Origin of the sequence: Desulfobotulus mexicanus (assembly GCF_006175995.1) — a bacterium.
Lineage (GTDB): Bacteria > Desulfobacterota > Desulfobacteria > Desulfobacterales > ASO4-4 > Desulfobotulus > Desulfobotulus mexicanus.
Genome location: NZ_VDMB01000011.1, coordinates 1 through 17,816, shown reverse-complemented (window position 1 = coordinate 17,816; position 17,816 = coordinate 1). Strand labels below are relative to the sequence as shown.

The following is a 17,816-nucleotide window of genomic DNA, read 5'->3' as shown; positions in this document are numbered from 1 at the left end:
GTTTTTCCCGTACAATAAGCCAATCTCCTCAAAATCACAGCCTTTTCAAAAATCGGCTTCTTTTTATAAGAATTTTAAGAGGATTCCTTATGTCCGGAAAAAAATACAAAATACCTTTTCTCTGATTTTCACGCTTTTACTTCGATTTTCTCTTATTTGTTTTTTTATGAACAGTCAAATCCTTGTTTATGCGCCCCTTTTTATCATAAAACCAATAACGGTAAGGAGACCACGATCTGAAAAAAATGATGGACTGTCCCTGTATAAAAACATATAAAAAACTGTCTACAACCTAAATAAAACGCTAAAAATAAAGTAAAAAACCACATCGACACCGGCAGAATACAGAAAATCGTTTTGGGATGCCGGGAGGAGACACCCGTTAGGCATGCCTAAACTTTTTTAATAATATACCAGCTTTTCATATCTGATTATTTCCAGTTTTTAGGATTCAGGGCAGAAAATTCATTTTTTACATAGCTGTCAGACCCTTAAAAGAAAACCTGCCTGCAGAGGGGAAGGTATGGCCACAACATCAATCTTCAAACAATATTTCTGCACCCATCAAAGGAAGCAGGCGAGTTAAAACTTCTTTCATAAGGCCATCCTCAGCCCTTGTAATTTTCTTTACGCTCCGGTCTTTCCAGGACAATGTCTGAATCAGACTGCAAGCCACAACGGAAGGCTTTTCCAGATTTTTTACAAAAACTTCCGTAAGACCACCACGGATACTGGTGCTTACAGGGCAGCATATCAAAAGGCCTGTCTGCTGATTGTAGTCTTTGTCTGATAAGACCAGAGCAGGTCTGTATTTTCCAATTTCACGTCCTTTAACCGGATCAAAATCCAGCCAGACAATATCACCTCGCTGGGGAATATATTGTACCATTTAGCAACCCATCTCCTTTTCTGATACTGCTGCCAGTTCATCTGCATGTGCTGTGTGGGCATCCAGTCCCTTCAAAAGAACCTTCTCGCTGAATGGAAAAGGTTTTTGGGACCCTTTGACAGGCTCAAGAATAATTCTGCCTCCATCTTCTTTCATGTCAATTTCTGATCCCTCCCTGAGGTTCAGTTGACGGATTAAAGAAGCAGGGATGATGCTGCCTAAGCTGTTCCCGATTTTTCTTACCTGAGTGCGCATAAATCACCTTCCTTCATCAATAAATGTATCAATATGTAGCAACATTATTATTACATACATCCGGGTTGTCAATAAAAGAAAATTCCTTTATCTTATGAAAATATAACCATGAAAATCCCACTGAATGCACCTCCATTAAGCAATTTTTCCCCGATGAAAGGAAAACCCCATGCTTGAAGCCATAGCCATCAAACTTGTTTCCGTATTTGCAGGTTTTCTCTTTGAGCAGGCCCTTATGGCAGGGGACAAAATACAGATTGAAGGTGCCCCTGCCTGGTATTATGAAGAAAAAAATCCCGGTTACCTCTATGTCTTTACCTACAGAGATGGAGGTCTTGAAATGCTGGAGCCGCTGCAAGGGGATCTTTGCGTAAAGATGGAAGAAAGGATTCAGGAAATTGTTGACAATGTTGTTTATAAAAACTTCAGGCACTTAAGTGATCCTGCGGAAAAAGAACTGGTCCGTCAGTTCCGCCATGACAGGGACCTGAATCTTTTTGTCAAAAGCCATATACGCATAGACCGCATCACCCAGGAAGACGAAAGGGATGCGGGATTCATACGTCAGGCCAGAAAGGCAAGGGTTTTCGGAGCCGCCATTCTGCCCAAAAAAGCCCTGCTGGAATACCAGACAGAAAGGGTGAACCGCTTGCAGCAGAGTATTTCAAAGGAGAGGGCAAGGAAGGGCTTTGAGGCCCTGGACAGGGCCTTTGAAGATGATGAAATGGATGATGTGGCAAGGGAACTTGAGGCCCTTTCCCCCTGAGGAAAACAAAGCCTCCTTCAACTAATACAGATCCTGTCCCTGCCCTCTTCCTTGGCCCTGTAAAGGGCCTGATCCGCAGCCTGCAGAACCTCTTCCGGAGAGCTGCCTAAAGAAGAGCAGGCAATGCCGATGCTGCAGGTAACATTAAAAACTTCTTCCTTTGCATGGAATTCAATGGTTTTTAAATTCTTGCGTATTTCTTCCATTAGTATTTCGGCCTTTTCCGGGGTGCATCCGGGAAGAACGGCCATGAACTCTTCGCCACCATAACGTCCTATGCTGTCACTGCGCCTCAGCCGCCGTGTAAGCAGATGGGCAAGGGCTTTGATGACCCTGTCTCCGGTAGCGTGCCCCCAGGTGTCATTCACCCTTTTAAAATGATCCAGATCCAGCATGACCACACAGAGGGTGGAACCGTCCCGGTTGCTGCGACTCATTTCCACTTCCAGAGCTTCCTTGATGCGAATATGCTTTAAAAGCCCCGTCAGGCTGTCCTTTGCCATCAGCTCCGAAAGGCGGCGGGCACGGGACACATGGGCGGAAACCGAGGCCACAAGATAGGCATCATCCACAGGTTTGGTGATAAAATCATCTCCGCCGCTGTTCAAGGCCCGTATCTGCTCCTCCATCTTGCTTTCTGCGGAAAGGTAGAGAATGGGAATACCCACCCACTCCTCCTCCATACGGATGATTCCGGCAAGCTCCGTTCCCGAGCAATCCTCCATATGAACATCCATCAGTATCAGCTCCGGCCTGAAGGTGGAAAGCATATCCAGTGCCCTGGCCGCATCTTCTTCTCTGTGAACCTCCATGCCCGCCGCCCGCAGCACAAGGCAGAAATGCTCCGCCACCATGGGTTCGTCATCCACAATCAGCACACGGTAGGGTGCCATTTCCCTTCTGCCTATGAGCTGTTCCAGCCGGTCCACAACCTTTGGTACATCTAAAGGCCGAATGAAAAAACCCTGCCCTCCGGCTCTGGCCACGGCAAGGCGGGTGGAAAAATCCAGGCTGTCCGAAAGTACAAGGAGTGGAGGCAGCTCCGGAAAAAGATCCTTTATTTCTTCTGCCAGCGTAGTGACTGAAAAAGGATTCTCACTGGACGAAAGGGAAAGAAGTATGGCCTGGGGAGCCTTATGGGGAAAAAGGGATGCTGCGGAGGAAAGCCTGCTGCAATGCCTTGGGATATAGCCGAAATAACGAAGGGCAAGCACAAGCTCCCGGCCCCTTTTGTCATCAGGGTCAATAATGAGAAGCCTCGGCTCTTCAACATCCAAATCTCCGGCACTCCCAAAAGACTTCTCCGGTACCATAGAAGATGCAGATTCCCCTTTGTCTGGTAAAGATTCCGGAACATGCAGCGCCATAATGGCCGCCAGTATTTCGGAAACAGGCACCTCTTTTCCCAAAGCCGCGCGTTCCCTTATACCCTTCATCTGAATTTCAAGGGTTCTGGCCTTTTTACCCAGCTCCGGCATACCAAAAATACCGGCTCCGCCTGCAATCTTATGCAGCTCTTGACGCAGGGTTTCCAGAGCAGGAAGGGGGTCCAGACTTTTTTCAAGATTTTTAAGCAGCTTTACCATTTCACTCAGCTGATGCTCAAGCTTTTCCCTGTAACCCTCCCGCAGAAGCTCCATCTGGCTTTCAAAAAGCTTTTGATCTTCTTTAGCTGTCATGGCAGATTCTCCCAGATTCCTTTCAATTGGTCCGCAAGGGTCATGGGGTCAAAGGGCTTGGCAATAACACTGACAGCCCCCAGTTCTTTATACCGGGCCACCTCATGGGTCTGCACCTTGGCCGTCATAAAAACGGCTGGAACATCCTTAAGACTCTCCTGCTCCCGCAGCCGGATCAGGGTTGCAGGCCCGTCAAGGCCGGGCATCATGACATCCAGAAGAATCAGCTGGGGTGAAAAGGCGGCCATCTTGTCCACAGCCTCATGCCCTGAGGAAAAAACAGCCACGGAAAACCCGCCCACCAGCTCCAGGGCCATTTTTGCAACTTCCTGAATATCCGTTTCATCTTCAACATAGGCAATGCGTTTCAGTGTACTCACAGATCCTCCCCTGATTCCTTTGCCACCGGCAGATAAAAATAAAAGGTGGCTCCCTTTCCCTCTTCGGAGAGAAAACCGATTTCGCCCCCCATATGTGACATGATTTCACGGCTGATGGCAAGACCAAGGCCAGTTCCACCTTTTTGCCTCTGGTCCGTTCCATCGGCCTGGGAGAATTTTTCAAAAACCCTGTCCTTAAAATCTTCAGATATACCGGGACCCTCATCCTGTACATAAATCCTTACCCGTGCCCCTTCCACAGAAACCCCCACCTTTACAGAAGACTCTGCCGGAGAAAATTTGGCTGCATTGGAAAGGAGATTGGCCAGCACCTGCTGGAAGCGAAGGGTATCTGCCAGCACAAGTAAACCCTCATCCACCTGAAAGTCCAGAACAAAGTCTACCCCATAATTGTCAGCATAAGCCTGATTCTCTTCCATGGACCTTAAGACAAGGGGAAGAAGGGGCTGCTTCTTCATATTAAAATGCATTTCTCCGGCAATGAGCTTTTCCATATCCAGAAGATCATTGATGATAATTGTCAAACGATCCGTATTTCTGTAGGCAATCATTAAGAGGTGCTGTATTTTTTCAGATACAGGTCCCAGCGCTCCTCCGGTCACAAGGCCAAGGCCTCCCCTTATGGAAGTCAGAGGGGTACGCAGCTCATGGCTGACCGTGGACACAAAGGCATCCTTCATGTTTTCCACACGCTTTCTTTCGGTGATATCCCGCACAATGCCTATAAAAAGGGTATGATTCTCCCTTTCCAGCCGGGATACGGCAAGCTCCAAGGGAAAAACATCTCCGTTTTTCCGTCTTCCTGAAACCTCCCGGCCAATGCCAATCACCCGTGGAATTCCCGTTTCCCTGTAACGGGCAAGATAACCATCATGTTCACTGTGGTAGGGTTCCGGCATGAGCATACGGATATTTTTTCCCACCACCTCAAAGCTTTCATAGCCAAATATTCTGCTGGCCGCATGATTAAAGGAAGCCACGGTTCCAACGGGATCTATGGTGATGATGCCATCCAGCACATTGTCCAGAATGGCCTGCAAATGACGGGAATTTTGCTTCTGGACAGTTTCCGCTTCTTTACGCTCACGCACTTCACGGGCAAGATCCTTCATGGAGCGGCGAAGGGAGGTGTCCATATGGAGAAAAGTCACCATGAGTTCCCGGATTTCCTTTGGTGTCCTCTTGAATGATATGGCTTTGGGATCCAGCCCAACGGCAAGGCGCTGGGCTGCGGTATGGAGCTGAAGAATGGGGCTGGCCACCCTTTCTATAATGGCAAGGGCCGATATAAAAGCGGCAAAAAGGATCAGACAAAGGAAAAGAAGGGTTTTCTTTCTGGCTTCCCGGATTTCCCCCATGAAATCCCTTTCGGGAATAACCACAAAGATCAGCCAGTCTATACCCCATTCATCCTGAAGGGGGGTCAGCGAAACCAGATACTTTTCGTTCCCAACCCTTACTTCAGCTTTTTTAAGATCATAGTTTACAAAACCGTCTTCTTTTTTTGACAGAAAAACTTCTGCCACACTGCGGGTAATGGCGCAGGAACTCTTAAAGGCAGAAACCCTCACAGCCAAACAGCTTTCTTCCAGCGTGCAATCTCTTTCATGGTGGGAGCTTGCCACCATAAAACCGCTTCGCTCCATGATAAAGGCATGGCCGTTTTCAGCAATTTTTAAATTTTTGAGAAATACATGGATATGGAAAAGAAAAATATCCACAGAAGTCACACCCAGCAGCTCTCCTTTTTCATCCCAAACGGGTCTGCTGGCGGAAATGGCCATTTTATCCGTGTTAAAAAGAAAATAGATATCACTCCACACGGGTCTTTGCTTTTCCAAAGCCTTTGTGTACCAGGGCCGCACCCTGCTGTCGAATCCGGGAAGGTGCAAAAGCACTTCCCCCCGTTGATTCGCTTTTGTAACGGCCACCTTAGAAAAAAATCCTGCCTCAAAATTATCCGTTCCAATAAAATAAAGAGAATCACTTGCATGCTCCCTGCCAGAATTGGCAAGGCCTCCTCTGGTGTTACCAAAATAAATGCTGCTGATCTCGGGATTTTCCCGGATCTGCCCCAGAAAATGATTCTCCAGTGCTTCCTGATCCTCCGGATTCAGAATCCCCTTTGTCATGAAACGGGCATTGGCGGCATTGATCCTCTGGGGATGATCCAGAAGGTGCTCCAGATGATCTGCAATCCTTGAGGATATTTCTGCCTGCAGACTGTCCACAGCCCCATGGATAACTTTTGATGCCGTAAAATGATAAAGGGGCCATGAGCCAGCCACGGCAAGGAAGGTCAGAAAAAGAATGGGAACCATAAAGGTTGCCCTAAGGGAAAAGCCCTCACTTTTCATGGGGTTGCCTCCCCCTGAGCCAGAATATTTTTCAGGGTTTCAAGAATAATGTCATTGGGAACTTTTCCCTTGGTAAGGGCCCCATGAACCCTTGCCATATCAGCATGACTAAGCTCCGAAGAGGAAAGCACAAGAACGGGCGGAGGAGGCATCAGGGCATGTATGGCAGGCAAAAGCTCCCAGCCAGAGCCATCGGGAAGACCGATATCCAGAATCACAAGGTCATAGTGGTACTGATCCAGTTTTAAGAAAGCCTCCCCGAGACTTCCGGCAAGATCAAAACGGGCCAGATCCCCACCAATGGCCGCCAGAATTTCTCCAAGATCCTCATCGTCCTCCACATGGAGTATGTAAGGTTTTTCACCCTTTGATTTTTTAAGCATTTTTCTGATGGTATCCAGCAAATTATGCGGTTCAATGGGTTTTTCCAGCCAGTCTATTGCATTGAAAGCCCCCTTAACAGCAAGGCGCCCTTCCTCAACTAAGGCAGAAACTACAATTATGGGCAGATCCTTTGTTTCAGCACGGGACCTGAGATTTTTTATGAGATCCACACCGTTGCCATCGGGCAGTATTAAGTCAAGGCAAATGGCCGTATATTTTACTCTGTCTATTTTTTCCAGGGCCTCGCCAATATCCACAGCAACATCCGCTCCAAAACCGCCGCAGGTCAAAAGAGCCTGCAGCATCAGGGCAGTATCCGGGTCATCTTCCACCACAAGAACCTGCTGCGCCAATGGACCTGCTCCAGCCACAGCCCCCTCTGAAGCAGTAAAAACGGCCTGAGGGGATAAAAAATCCGGTAAGTCTGACAGCATGCAATCCATGGTATTGATTTCACCATGGGCAAGGGGCAGGTCAAGATAGAAAAAGCTTCCCCTTCCTTCTTCAGAAACAAAATCAATGCAACCACCCATTTTTTCCACAAGGGCTTTAGTGATGGCAAGGCCAAGGCCTGTTCCGTCCTTGCTGCGGTTATCCGTTGCCTCTGACTGGGTGAATTTTTCAAAGATACGAAGCCTGAAATCATCGGAGATCCCCGGCCCCTGATCCTGCACACCTATGCGCACCCTTTTATCATCGGGAAAATGCATACGCACACAGACCATTCCACCTTCCGGGGAAAACTTGGCTGCATTGGATAAAAGATTGGCCAGAACCTGTATGAAACGCTGGGCGTCCACATTTACCCTGACCGAAGGCAAAGGTTTCTCCAGAACATAAGAAACCTTATATTTTTCCGCATACACCTGATTTTCCTGTACGGCCCTCTTCACAAGGCTTGTAATATCCTGAATCTGAAAGTCAAAACGCATTTTATCCGTGCTGAGCTTTTCCATATCCAGCAGATCATTTATGAGCATGGAAAGCCTGCGGCAGTTATTGCTGGCAATTTCCAGCATGGGCATTGATTTTTCCGGCATCTCTCCCATGGCACCCCCCATAATTAACCCAAGGGCACCACTGATGGCCGTAAGGGGTGTTCTCAGCTCATGGCTCACCGTAGAAACAAATTCATTTTTTATCCTTATATTCTGCTTAAGCTCCGTAATATCCCTGACATTGGCCATGATGCAGGTATCCGGCCCCTTATGCACCAGCGTTGCACTGACCATGGTATGAATGCTGTGGCCTTCGGCATGGAGCAGAGTATACTCCCTTGCCCTGCGGTCGGGATTTTCCGTGATACCGGAAAAGGCTTTTTTCAGATCTTCTCCGTCTGTCTCCAAAAGAGCCAAAAGGGACTGGCCTTCAAGATCCTGAAGACCGAAGCCCAATATTTCCGAAAGCCTCGGATTGGCTTCCATGATGGTGAGATTGTCCCTGTCCAAAAGCACAATACCATCGGAAGACTGGAGAAACTGACTTTTTAGAAAATCCCTTTCTTCCCGCAGAACCTTTTCCTGATCTTCCCGCATTTCATGGAGACGGTTGAAAGCACGGCAGATTTTTTCAATTTCATTGACGGAAACAGATTCTAAGGGTTGGACAGGGATTTTTCCCGTGGCCATGGCATTGATGGTTTCCGCCAGCTCCTGCAAAGGAAAAAGCTCCCGGCGCAGCAGAAAAACAATGACAAGGGAAGTGGCTGCCATGAGACAGATAATGAAAAAAGAAATATTTATGATTAAAGACGCTCCTGCCCCCCTTACCATGGCAGCGGGAAGCACATGGATTACCTCCCAGCCCATTTTTTCAAGGACAGCGGAGCTGTATACCACCTCTTTTCCCTGAAGATCCCTTGACCTTCCCGAAGGCTTGCCGGACAGCACGGCATCCAGCACAGTAGGAAAATTCTTTTCTGGCACAGGCTGCATGGCAAGACTGAAATCCGAAGCCGTCACAAGCATACCCAGCAGAGGATCAAGTACAAATATCCGTCCCTGATGCCCAAGGGTTTCTTCACTGATTTCCTTAAAAAGATTATCCTCTGCCAGAAGGGTATTACCGAAAAGAAAGCCGATGACACGGCCTGAATCGGACAGGACGGGAACGGTAATGGTACTTAAGGGAACCCCTGTGGCCCTTCCCATATAGGGCCTTGTAAAAACAACTTCTTTTGTTTTCGTTGCAGTGATCACATGGGGCCTGTCCGGGTAGGCGGTGCCAATACGTCCCTGCACAAAGATGGTTTCTGCTATGGCTACGGCCCCTTCATCGGCCACCAGAATGCCACCGTTGAAATATTCCAGCAGCCGAACCCTTGTGGAAAGAAGCTTTTCAATTTTTTCAACTTCCAAAAGCTTTTCCCCGTCATGGATGAAACTGGCAAAGCCCTGAAGGGTCTGACTCCGGGCCTCCAGCTCGTTTTCCATACGTTTCACCAGCATATCCACCAGCTCCTGCTGATGACCCACCACCGTTCTTTCTGCCTCCACAAAAAGCAGCCTTGAAATGAGAAGGGTAAGAAGAAGAATACTTATAAAAAGACAGCCCGTTGTAATCAGTACAATCCGCCGGGTAAGCCCTCTGGTGAAATGCTGTCTGAATATGGAAAACATCATGGCCCCTGCCCCGTAAATTTTGAAGTTGCACCATTATATATAAAAGAGATGAAAGGATATCATAAATCAGGATGCAGCGGAATGAAAGAATCATATGCTGAAAGCCCTTAAGGCCTGCTCCTGCGAATGTATTCTGCGCCCCCTGCTTTGTAAGGGCACCTTTACGGGTGCCCGACGACAAGTGTAAAATCTGGTCTTTTAATTTCTACGGTTTAAAGTTTCTATGGCTGAAAGATAGTGATAATCAGAATAGTTTTTACGGCCCTGTGCTGCAAGAGCATCCTTTAGAGGTAGCCGACTGACAAGCAAAAAGACTGCCTTGCCTTCAAATGGCAAAGCATGGCAGTATGGCAGGGTTTTTTTCAAGTTTCAGCACTAGCTCCCAATCATACAAACAAAAAAGCCCGGAAGCCATGACATCCTTTATGCCCATTGCCATAATCGCCCAGAGCTGTACCTTTCCCGACTCACCGGATATTGCCACCTTCGGCCGTAATATTCTTAAGGGTCATGTGGCCATCAGAAAAATTCCCGAAGAACGCTGGCCGGATCAGGCCAGCTTTTTTTCGGAAAGCCATCTTGCCGACAAAACCATCAGCACCATGGCGGCACTGGCTCCCCTTCCCGAAACCCTGCCCCCCTTTGTTGAAAGCACCATCGGCAAGGAATGGTTTTCCGACCCCCTGCCATGGATTCTTGCCCACAACACCGCAAGGCTTCTACAGGACTGCGGGGTGACAGAAGATCTTAAAAGACGCACGGGACTGATTACGGGCCTTCTCGGACTTCCCACGGACAGCATCACCCGGCTTGCCCGCACATCCTTTGGGCAACAGCCATCATTTAGGGACAATGGGACAAAGGCAGGCTTCGGGGTGACGGGCAGCCCTGCCCTTCTTACGGCCCGTGCCGCAAATCTTGGCGGGCCTGTCTTTACTTTGGATGCGGCCTGCGCCTCTTCCCTTGTGGCACTCCGTCTGGCCTGTGATATCTTAGGGGAAAAACGCGCGGACCTCATGCTGGCCGGAGGCATTTCCAGAGCAGACATTTCCTTTCTTCAGATCGGCTTCACCCAGCTCAAAGCCCTTTCTCCTTCGGGATACTGCCGCCCCTTTGATGAAAGGGCCGATGGCCTTGTGGTGGGGGAAGGCTGCGGACTCTTTGCCTTAAAACGACTGGAAGATGCCCTAAAACATCAGGACCCCATCATAGGCGTCATCCGGGGTATTGGCCTGTCCAACGACATCGGCGGCAATGTGCTGGCCCCCAGATCCGAAGGACAGATCCGGGCCATGACACAGGCCCTGTCCATGGCGGGCATGGGGCCTCAGGATCTGGATGCCGTGGAATGCCACGGCACCGGCACACCCACGGGTGATCCCGTGGAAATTCTCAGCCTTAAAGAAATTTTCAGCAAGAACAGAAAACAGGGACCAGTCCTGGCCTCGGTCAAGTCCATGACCGGGCATCTGCTGACGGCCGCCGGAGCCGCAGGGCTCAGCCGCATGTTGATCTGCCTTGAAAAAGGCACTCTTCCCATCACCCCATCATTTAATAAGGCAGCCCATGGAAGCCCCCTTGAAAAAAGCTCCTTTTGCATCCTCAACTCGGCTGAGCCATGGGAGAAAAAAGGCGTAAAGCCCAGAGCCTTCGGAGTCAATGCCTTTGGATTTGGGGGTATCAATGCCCACATGATAGTGGAAGAAATGCCACCGGCACCGGAACCCGGACCCTTTATCCCTTCCTCACGCAGGAAAAGCTCCCTTGTCATCGTGGGTGCAGCACGCTACGACAAAAAAGAAGCTCCCATTCCCCCCGGCCTCTTCCCCATCCCCCCTAAAGAAAGCGAAGCCATGCTGGCCGATCACAGGGCCCTGCTCCTCTGCGTAAAAAAAGCCCTGCGGGATCTGGACTGGGACAAAAGCACACGGGCAGCCACGGGCCTTGGGGTGCTGGTTGATTTTGATCCTGCGGCAACGGACTTCAGCCTGAGATGGGCCTTTCCCAAAGATAAACAAGCCCTTGCCCTTCCCCCTCTGGATGCGGACCACGTTACAGGCTCCCTCACCAGCATGGCGGCCAGCCGGGTGGCCAAGATTTTCGGGCTGGGCGGCCCCTGCATCACCCTCTCCGGCGATGGAAAAGCCACCATAGAAGCCCTGCACATGGCGGAGCAAAGCCTTGAAACAGGGGAAAGCAAGGCCTTTATCCTTGCCGCCTCGGATATGCGCAGCCATTACCTGTCTCCCCTTTGCCGGGGCCTTGAAGGCATGGCAGATGCGCCCTTCTCCGGTGCCATCTGCCTCATTCTCCGCAGAAAAGAAGATGCCATTCAATGCGGTGAAACCATCCTTGGAGATATCTCTCCGGAAAAATGGGAAAAAGAGTTGGAAAAGGCTACGGGAAAAAAGCCTTGGGAAACATCCGGCCAAGGCCTGCTCCGAATGGCAGAAGAAAGCCTTTCTTCCCCTATCCCCCGGCAGGAAACAAAGCAGGCATCACCCAATGCTCCGAAAAGTCCAGCAGCAGCTCCATCCCCTCCCGTACAGGTTTATCCTTTATGCGCAGATTCAAAAGAAGAACTGATCCGGGCCTGCCGCCTTCTCCGTGAAGAAGTGAAAAACCTTCCCCTTCTGCCCGAGGCTTCAAGTCTTGCAGCCTGTCGGTCATCGGAAGGAGAGTTCAGGGCGGCCCTTCTGGCCTGTGATGTAAAACGGATTGGCTCCTGGTGTGCCATCCTTGAAGATGCCATCGCCGAAGACCGGACCCTCCTGCCTGCTGGCCGGGAAGGAGCCGCCTTCCTTGCGCCCTCCCTGCAAAAAGGCCTCCGGGGAGAAGCGGCCTTTGTCTATCCGGGCTCGGGCAATCATTTCCATGGCATGGGAGAAAGCCTTGAGCAGTTCTGGCCCCACATCATAAGGGCCGATGAAGAAAGCTTTTCCGACAAAAAAACCATCCCCCCCCTTTCCCCGGACCATAATGATGACCCCAGCCCTGCCATTTTCGCCCAGGTACGCTATGGCCGCATCATGACCCGCATTGCCGAAGAAGAAGGCTTTGCGGCCCAGGCGGTGATGGGCTATTCCCTGGGAGAAACAGCAGGCTTTTTTGCCACGGGTCTCTGGGAAAACCCTGAAATCATGCAGCAACGCCTGAAAGGCTCCGATCTTTTCACCAAAGAGCTTTCCGGTCCATGCAGGGCTTTAAGGAAACAATGGGGCATCGGAGATAAAGAAGCCTTTTGCTGGGCTGCCGCCCTCATTCCCGTGGAAATGGAGACACTGGACAGCCAGCTGCCCGCCTATCCCAGACTGCGTCGCCTCATTGTGAACACCTTCAAAGAATGTGTGGTGGGAGGAGAAAAAAAGGACATTGAAAAGCTGGCAGGGGATATGGGCCTTCGCCCCATCTTCCTTGAAGGGGTCATTTCCGTACACTGCGATGCTTTAAAACCCGCACGCAATGCCTATGAAACCCTGCACACCTTTCCAGTTCATCCACAACCCTACCGCTATTATTCCTGTGCCAGCGAAAAAGCCTTTACTCCGGATACAAAGAGCTGCTGCAATGCCATTCTGGAACAAAATCTCCGGGGCTTTCATTTCCCATCACTGGTTCTCAAAGCATGGGAAGATGGAGTGCGGATATTCGTGGAGATGGGACCATCGGACTCCTGCACCCGCATGATCCGCAGTATCTTAGGAGACCGCCCCCATCTGGCCTTCAGCCTTTCCAAAAAAGACGAGGCGGAAGTCATCAGCATTGCCAGAGCCAGAGCCATCTGGCATGTGGCAGAGCCTTGGATCAAAAAAGGTGGCATGGCAAAAAACCCTTTGCATAAAATGGCCTTCAGCCAGTTTTCCTCCATACAGAAGGAGACCTGCCGCCTGCATCAAATCTACCTTGATGGCTGTGCCCAGCGCATAAATACTCTGGATACCCTGCTGGGAAACAAGGAAAGCGGCATGGACTGGCCTGCACCCCCTTTACCTGTACCTCTGCCCCCTTTACCTGCGGCTCCACCGACCCCTGCCTTTGACCATGAAGCCTGCCTTGAATTTGCCATCGGCAAGGCAGAAAAGGTTCTGGGCAAAGACTTTGCTGCGGTGGACAGCTATCCTGTGCGGGTACGGCTTCCTGCCCCGCCCCTGCTGCTGGTGGACCAAATCCTCTCCATTGATGCCGTAAAGGGCCGCACCGGACCCGGAACCATAGTAACGGAGCATGAGGTAAAAGAAGACGCCTGGTATCTGGACGGAGGCCGTACCCCCTTTTCCATTGCCATTGAATCCGGTCAGGCCGATCTCTTCCTCTGCGCCTACATGGGCATAGATCTTCAGGTGAAAGGCACAAGGGCCTACCGTCTTCTGGATGCGGTGGCATCCTTCCACAGAAGACTGCCAAGGCCCGGTGAAACTGTTCGCTATGAAATCGAAATCCAGCGTTTTGTGCAGCAGGGAGAAACCCACATCTTTTTCTTCCGCTTTACGGGATTCATCGGAAAGGAAAAACTCATCACCATGGAAAAGGGCTGTGCCGGATTCTTCACACCCGAAGAAATCCGTGATTCCGGAGGCGTAATCCCAAAGGAGAGATTCCCGGCCATCATGAAGGACAGGGGCATCGCCCCCGGTGCCATTCCCATACACAGCTTTCCTGCCTCGACCCTTTCCGAAGAAAAAATGGAAGCCCTGCGAAAAGGAGATGGTGAAAAGGCCTTTGGTCCCCTTTTCAAAGGAAAAACCATAGGAGAAAAGATCCGTCTGCCCGGCGGCATGCTGGCGCTGGTTCACCGCATGAGGGAAATGGACCCCAAGGGCGGTCATTATGGCTGCGGCCTTGCCATCGGCGAGGCGGATATCCACCCGGACGACTGGTTTCTCACCTGTCACTTTTCCGATGATCCTGTCATGCCCGGCACCCTGATGTATGAATGCTGCATGCAGACCTTAAGGGTGTACGTCATGGCCGCAGGATGGATACCTGAAGACAGGGCCTGCTCCTGGGAGCCCCTGCCCGGTGCCGAAAGCCGCCTCAAATGCCGGGGACCGGTAACGCCGGAAACATCACAGGTGCGCTATGAAATCCATATCCGCAAAATGGATTTTGCTCCCCAGCCCTTTGTGCTGGCCGATGCCCTCATGTACGCCGATGGCAAATGCATTGTCCGCTTTGAGGGCATGAGCCTCATGCTGGAGGGAACTGACAGGGAAGGTCTTGCCGCCATCTGGTCAGAAACAAAAGAAGAAAAACCCCTGTGGGACAAAAAAAGACTCCTTGCCTTCTGCGATGGCCGTGCCGAAGAAGCCCTAGGAAAGACCTACGCCCCCTTTGATCAGGGACGCTTTCTCGCCCGACTTCCACGGCCTCCCTATCTCACGGTGGACGCCGTAAGCCATGCCCATCTCACGCCGGGCCACATTGCGGAAAAAAGCCAGATCACCGCCATCTGGCATCCGAAAGCTGCAAACCCTGAGTTCGGGCATGAAAAAAGCCATCTCCCCTATGCCCTGCTTCTGGAGGCCGCCCTGCAGCCCTGCGGTCTCATGGCAGCCTGGATGGGGTGTTCCCTGAAAAGCGAAAGGGATCTTTTCTTCAGAAACCTCGGAGGAGATGCAACAATCCTTGGCCCTGTTTTCCATGGAGAAGAAATTGAAACCCAAGCCACCCTGACCCGCTATGTTAAAAACGGCGATCTGCAAATTCTCTTTTTCGAGATTGCATGCTTTCAGGGGAAAAAGCCCGTTTTACAATGCACAACCCACTTTGGTTTTTTCACAAAAGAAGCCCTGTCAGATCAAAAGGGAATGACCGCACCTCTGGGCCTTGATCTTCCGGAAAACCTGAAAGGAATGGAAGCCATCCACGATTTCGGGATAAAGAGCCCCCTGCCCCATCCGGACAACAATCCGGAACAGGCCTTCAGCATGGTCCACCGCATCCTTTCCTTTGACGAAAGGGGCGGAAGCGAAGGCCTTGGTAAAACCCTTGCCGTCATGGATATTTCCGATCAGGACTGGTATTTCCACGCCCATTTCAAGGACGATCCCGTATGCCCCGGCTCCCTCGGGCTTCAGGCAGTTTTCACCACCCTTTGCTGGACAGCCTCCCGGATACTGAAAAGGCCCATGGAGGATTTTCTTGTCACCCCCCAGAGCCACAGCTGGACCTACAGGGGGCAGATCCGGCCCGGCAGTGCGGCCATGCACTGTGTTATCAATGTGAAGGAAATTTTTAAGGATAAAAAGGAAGGGCTGAGCTGTCAGGCTGCCGTATTCTGCGACGGTCTCTGCATCTATACGGCAGAGAATTTTCAGGTCAGCCTGACGTGACTGAGGAGACAAAAAAAGCCTGCAACACAGAGGCCTGCAGGATTCATCGAACTCTTTTTCAATCTGTTTTTAAACTGTTTTGAGAGTTTTACCGGCACCCATGGACCGGAGCAGCTCATCATACTCACGGGTTCTGGTCCTCAACTGCTCTGCAAGTCTGTCCCGCTCCCGCCGCAGGACAGACAGAGCATCCCGATCATTGGCTCCCTGATCCGACTCTCCATGTCTCTGGAGGAATATGCCAGGAGAATCCGTAAAATGGACACTTCCAAGCTGGATCAAAATGGCTTTAACTTCTTCCCTTTTCATTTTTTTCTCCTTTTTCAATAAAAAATAAACAATAAAACAAAACAGTTAAATCTAAAAAACAAAAAAAAGACCCAAGCACAAACAAAAACACCCGCACCAGCCCTTAGGCTGAATGCGGACGTAAAAATAAGACAGGATCAAAAAACGGATCATTCTTACAAAAAAACAACAATAACTATAATAAAACAAATATTTTTGTCAATCCTTATTTTAAAATATAATTACCCGCCCTTTTTCTGCTTTACAGAGTGGCTTCAAAAAAAGATACCACCGCATCCCAGTTAACCACATTCCAGAAGGCATCAATGTAGCTGCCCCTTTTGTTCTGGTAACTCAGGTAATAGGCATGCTCCCAGACATCCAGTGCCAGAATGGGTTTCCCCTGTTTTTCAACGGTATCCATCAGGGGATTGTCCTGATTGGGTGTGGATGTGATGAAAAGGGAACCGTCCTTTGCAACACAGAGCCAGATCCATCCGCTGCCAAAACGGGATAACGCCGCCTGAGTGAAGGCTTCTTTAAACGCATCAAAGGAGCCAAAGGAAGCATCAATTTTTTCCCCAAGCTTTCCCTCTGGCACACCACCACCATCGGGAGACATCACCTTCCAGAAAAAGGCATGGTTATAATGGCCTCCCGCATTGTTGCGCACGGCATCGGGCAGGCGGCTGGCCTGAGCCAGCAGAGCTTCCAGAGGCTGACGGGCAAAAGATGTACCTTTTATAGCTGCCACCAGATTATCAAAATAGGCTTTGTGGTGACGACTGTAATGCAGCTCCATGGTTTCCGCATCAATATATGGCTCAAGGGCATCATAGGCATAGGGCAGGGGCTCAAAGCGCAGATCAGATACGCCTCCGCTCTGCGAGCAGGAAAGGGACAGAAGAGCAGGCAAAACCATCAATAAGATCCATTTTTTCATCACACATACCTCCCTCGTTAAAAAATAATCAGATTATTTGTAACTGTTCAGCACAGTTTATTCTGAACTGACAATGCTGTAATTACAGCAGCATCGTACTGTTACAAGGCTCCGTGGCTATTTGCAAGTGACATTGCAATCGTTTCGGATCAGAGCTTTGAAGGCCTGTGCGAAAGAAGCGGCAAACTGTCTGAGCCGCCACAAARGCAGCGTGCTTAAGCCTGCCATGGTAATCAAAAAGCTTATCCTGCCTGTGGCGGGGAGTTTTTGCCGCTTCCRCACAGGGCAAGAAGCTCCCGAATAAGATTGCGTCACGGGCAAATAGCCGGGGCCTGTGCATCTGTCTTGCAGGTATGGTACTTGGAAAACGGTGCTGAATAATTACCAGATCTTAAACCTTTACATTAAAAATAAAGAAAAGAGGATGAAGCATGACGGAGAGCAGCTATTATCTTGTGGAAAAAAAAGGTGAAGTGGCATGGGTTTATCTGAACAGACCGGAAAAGAAAAATGCCATGCATATGCCTGCATGGCAGGATGCTCCGGCAATTTATGCGGATCTGGATGCAGATCCTGATATCCGTGTCATTGTTGTGGCAGCCAAGGGGCCTTCCTTCTGTGCTGGTATTGATCTCATGGGAATGATGGGGGCCATGCCCGAGCTGATGGAAGAGCAGAAGGGCGGAGTGAAGTGGCGCTTTATTCCTAAGATCAAGATGCTGCAGGAGACCATGAGCTGCATAGAAAAATGCCGTAAGCCTGTGATTGCTGCGGTGCATGGTCACTGCATCGGTGCCGGGCTTGACATGATCAGTGCCTGTGACATCCGTCTCTGTTCCGCAGATGCTGTTTTCTGCCTCAAGGAGGCTGCCGTGGGATTTGTGGCGGATGTGGGGTCATT

Annotated in this window: 11 protein-coding genes; 3 read left to right on the top strand and 8 right to left on the bottom strand. The window is 50.2% G+C overall.

Translation table 11 applies throughout. The features are described 5' to 3' along the window. Nucleotides 1–535: 535 nt before the first annotated feature. Together FIM25_RS09645 and FIM25_RS09640 are read right to left on the bottom strand one after the other, a co-directional pair. Nucleotides 536–889, bottom strand: a complete 354-nt coding sequence (locus tag FIM25_RS09645; RefSeq protein ID WP_139448686.1) for a type II toxin-antitoxin system PemK/MazF family toxin — start codon at nt 887–889, stop codon at nt 536–538. Beyond that, nucleotides 890–1,144 (bottom strand): AbrB/MazE/SpoVT family DNA-binding domain-containing protein, encoded by a 255-nt coding sequence (locus FIM25_RS09640; protein ID WP_139448684.1) that lies wholly within the window; start codon nt 1,142–1,144, stop codon nt 890–892. Between the two features lie 169 nt (nt 1,145–1,313). Here FIM25_RS09640 and FIM25_RS09635 point away from each other — a divergent pair, with 169 nt between their 5' ends. Continuing rightward, nucleotides 1,314–1,910 (top strand): hypothetical protein, encoded by a 597-nt coding sequence (locus tag FIM25_RS09635; protein WP_139448683.1) that lies wholly within the window; start codon nt 1,314–1,316, stop codon nt 1,908–1,910. Nucleotides 1,911–1,927: 17 nt separating this feature from the next. Here the strand turns inward: FIM25_RS09635 and FIM25_RS09630 are convergent, their stop codons facing one another. Genes FIM25_RS09630 through FIM25_RS09615 form a run of 4 tightly spaced genes read right to left on the bottom strand, consistent with a single transcriptional unit; the run spans nt 1,928 to nt 9,352 of the window. Then, nucleotides 1,928–3,589, bottom strand: coding sequence for a diguanylate cyclase (locus tag FIM25_RS09630; RefSeq protein ID WP_139448681.1), 1,662 nt, complete (start codon nt 3,587–3,589; stop codon nt 1,928–1,930). Next, a complete protein-coding gene (locus FIM25_RS09625) occupies nt 3,586–3,969 on the bottom strand; it encodes a response regulator (protein WP_139448680.1) in 384 nt (127 codons plus the stop codon). The genes FIM25_RS09630 and FIM25_RS09625 overlap by 4 nt, the downstream gene beginning before the upstream one ends. Beyond that, nucleotides 3,966–6,347, bottom strand: coding sequence for a PAS domain S-box protein (locus tag FIM25_RS09620; RefSeq protein ID WP_139448678.1), 2,382 nt, complete (start codon nt 6,345–6,347; stop codon nt 3,966–3,968). The genes FIM25_RS09625 and FIM25_RS09620 overlap by 4 nt, the downstream gene beginning before the upstream one ends. Then, on the bottom strand, nt 6,344–9,352 hold the full coding sequence (locus tag FIM25_RS09615) for an ATP-binding protein (RefSeq protein WP_139448677.1): 3,009 nt from the start codon (nt 9,350–9,352) through the stop codon (nt 6,344–6,346). Before FIM25_RS09615 ends, FIM25_RS09620 begins: the two co-directional genes overlap by 4 nt. Nucleotides 9,353–9,765: 413 nt before the next feature. On the opposite strand from FIM25_RS09615, the gene FIM25_RS09610 reads away from it, so the two are divergent. Then, complete coding sequence (locus FIM25_RS09610; RefSeq protein WP_179953290.1) at nt 9,766–15,684, top strand: beta-ketoacyl synthase N-terminal-like domain-containing protein; 5,919 nt, start codon at nt 9,766–9,768, stop codon at nt 15,682–15,684. 69 nt (nt 15,685–15,753) lie between these two features. On the opposite strand, the gene FIM25_RS09605 is transcribed toward FIM25_RS09610, so the two are convergent. Beyond that, the gene (locus FIM25_RS09605) at nt 15,754–15,993 is read right to left on the bottom strand and encodes a hypothetical protein (RefSeq protein WP_139448674.1); all 240 of its coding nucleotides are present in this window, start codon (nt 15,991–15,993) and stop codon (nt 15,754–15,756) included. Nucleotides 15,994–16,234: 241 nt separating this feature from the next. Next, the gene (locus FIM25_RS09600; RefSeq protein ID WP_246052120.1) at nt 16,235–16,915 is read right to left on the bottom strand and encodes a superoxide dismutase; all 681 of its coding nucleotides are present in this window, start codon (nt 16,913–16,915) and stop codon (nt 16,235–16,237) included. Nucleotides 16,916–17,346: 431 nt separating this feature from the next. On the opposite strand from FIM25_RS09600, the gene FIM25_RS09595 reads away from it, so the two are divergent. Further along, on the top strand, nt 17,347–17,816 hold a 470-nt coding region (locus FIM25_RS09595), incomplete at its 3' end, for an enoyl-CoA hydratase-related protein (RefSeq protein ID WP_179953289.1).

Bases quoted from the DNA above. Each gene is read 5' to 3' on its own strand.
- FIM25_RS09645 (WP_139448686.1), bottom strand. From the start codon at position 889: ATGGTACAATATATTCCCCAGCGAGGTGATATTGTCTGGCTGGATTTT.
- FIM25_RS09640 (WP_139448684.1), bottom strand. From the start codon at position 1,144: ATGCGCACTCAGGTAAGAAAAATCGGGAACAGCTTAGGCAGCATCATC.
- FIM25_RS09635 (WP_139448683.1), top strand. From the start codon at position 1,314: ATGCTTGAAGCCATAGCCATCAAACTTGTTTCCGTATTTGCAGGTTTT.
- FIM25_RS09630 (WP_139448681.1), bottom strand. From the start codon at position 3,589: ATGACAGCTAAAGAAGATCAAAAGCTTTTTGAAAGCCAGATGGAGCTT.
- FIM25_RS09620 (WP_139448678.1), bottom strand. From the start codon at position 6,347: ATGAAAAGTGAGGGCTTTTCCCTTAGGGCAACCTTTATGGTTCCCATT.
- FIM25_RS09615 (WP_139448677.1), bottom strand. From the start codon at position 9,352: ATGATGTTTTCCATATTCAGACAGCATTTCACCAGAGGGCTTACCCGG.
- FIM25_RS09610 (WP_179953290.1), top strand. From the start codon at position 9,766: ATGACATCCTTTATGCCCATTGCCATAATCGCCCAGAGCTGTACCTTT.
- FIM25_RS09605 (WP_139448674.1), bottom strand. From the start codon at position 15,993: ATGAAAAGGGAAGAAGTTAAAGCCATTTTGATCCAGCTTGGAAGTGTC.
- FIM25_RS09600 (WP_246052120.1), bottom strand. From the start codon at position 16,915: ATGAAAAAATGGATCTTATTGATGGTTTTGCCTGCTCTTCTGTCCCTT.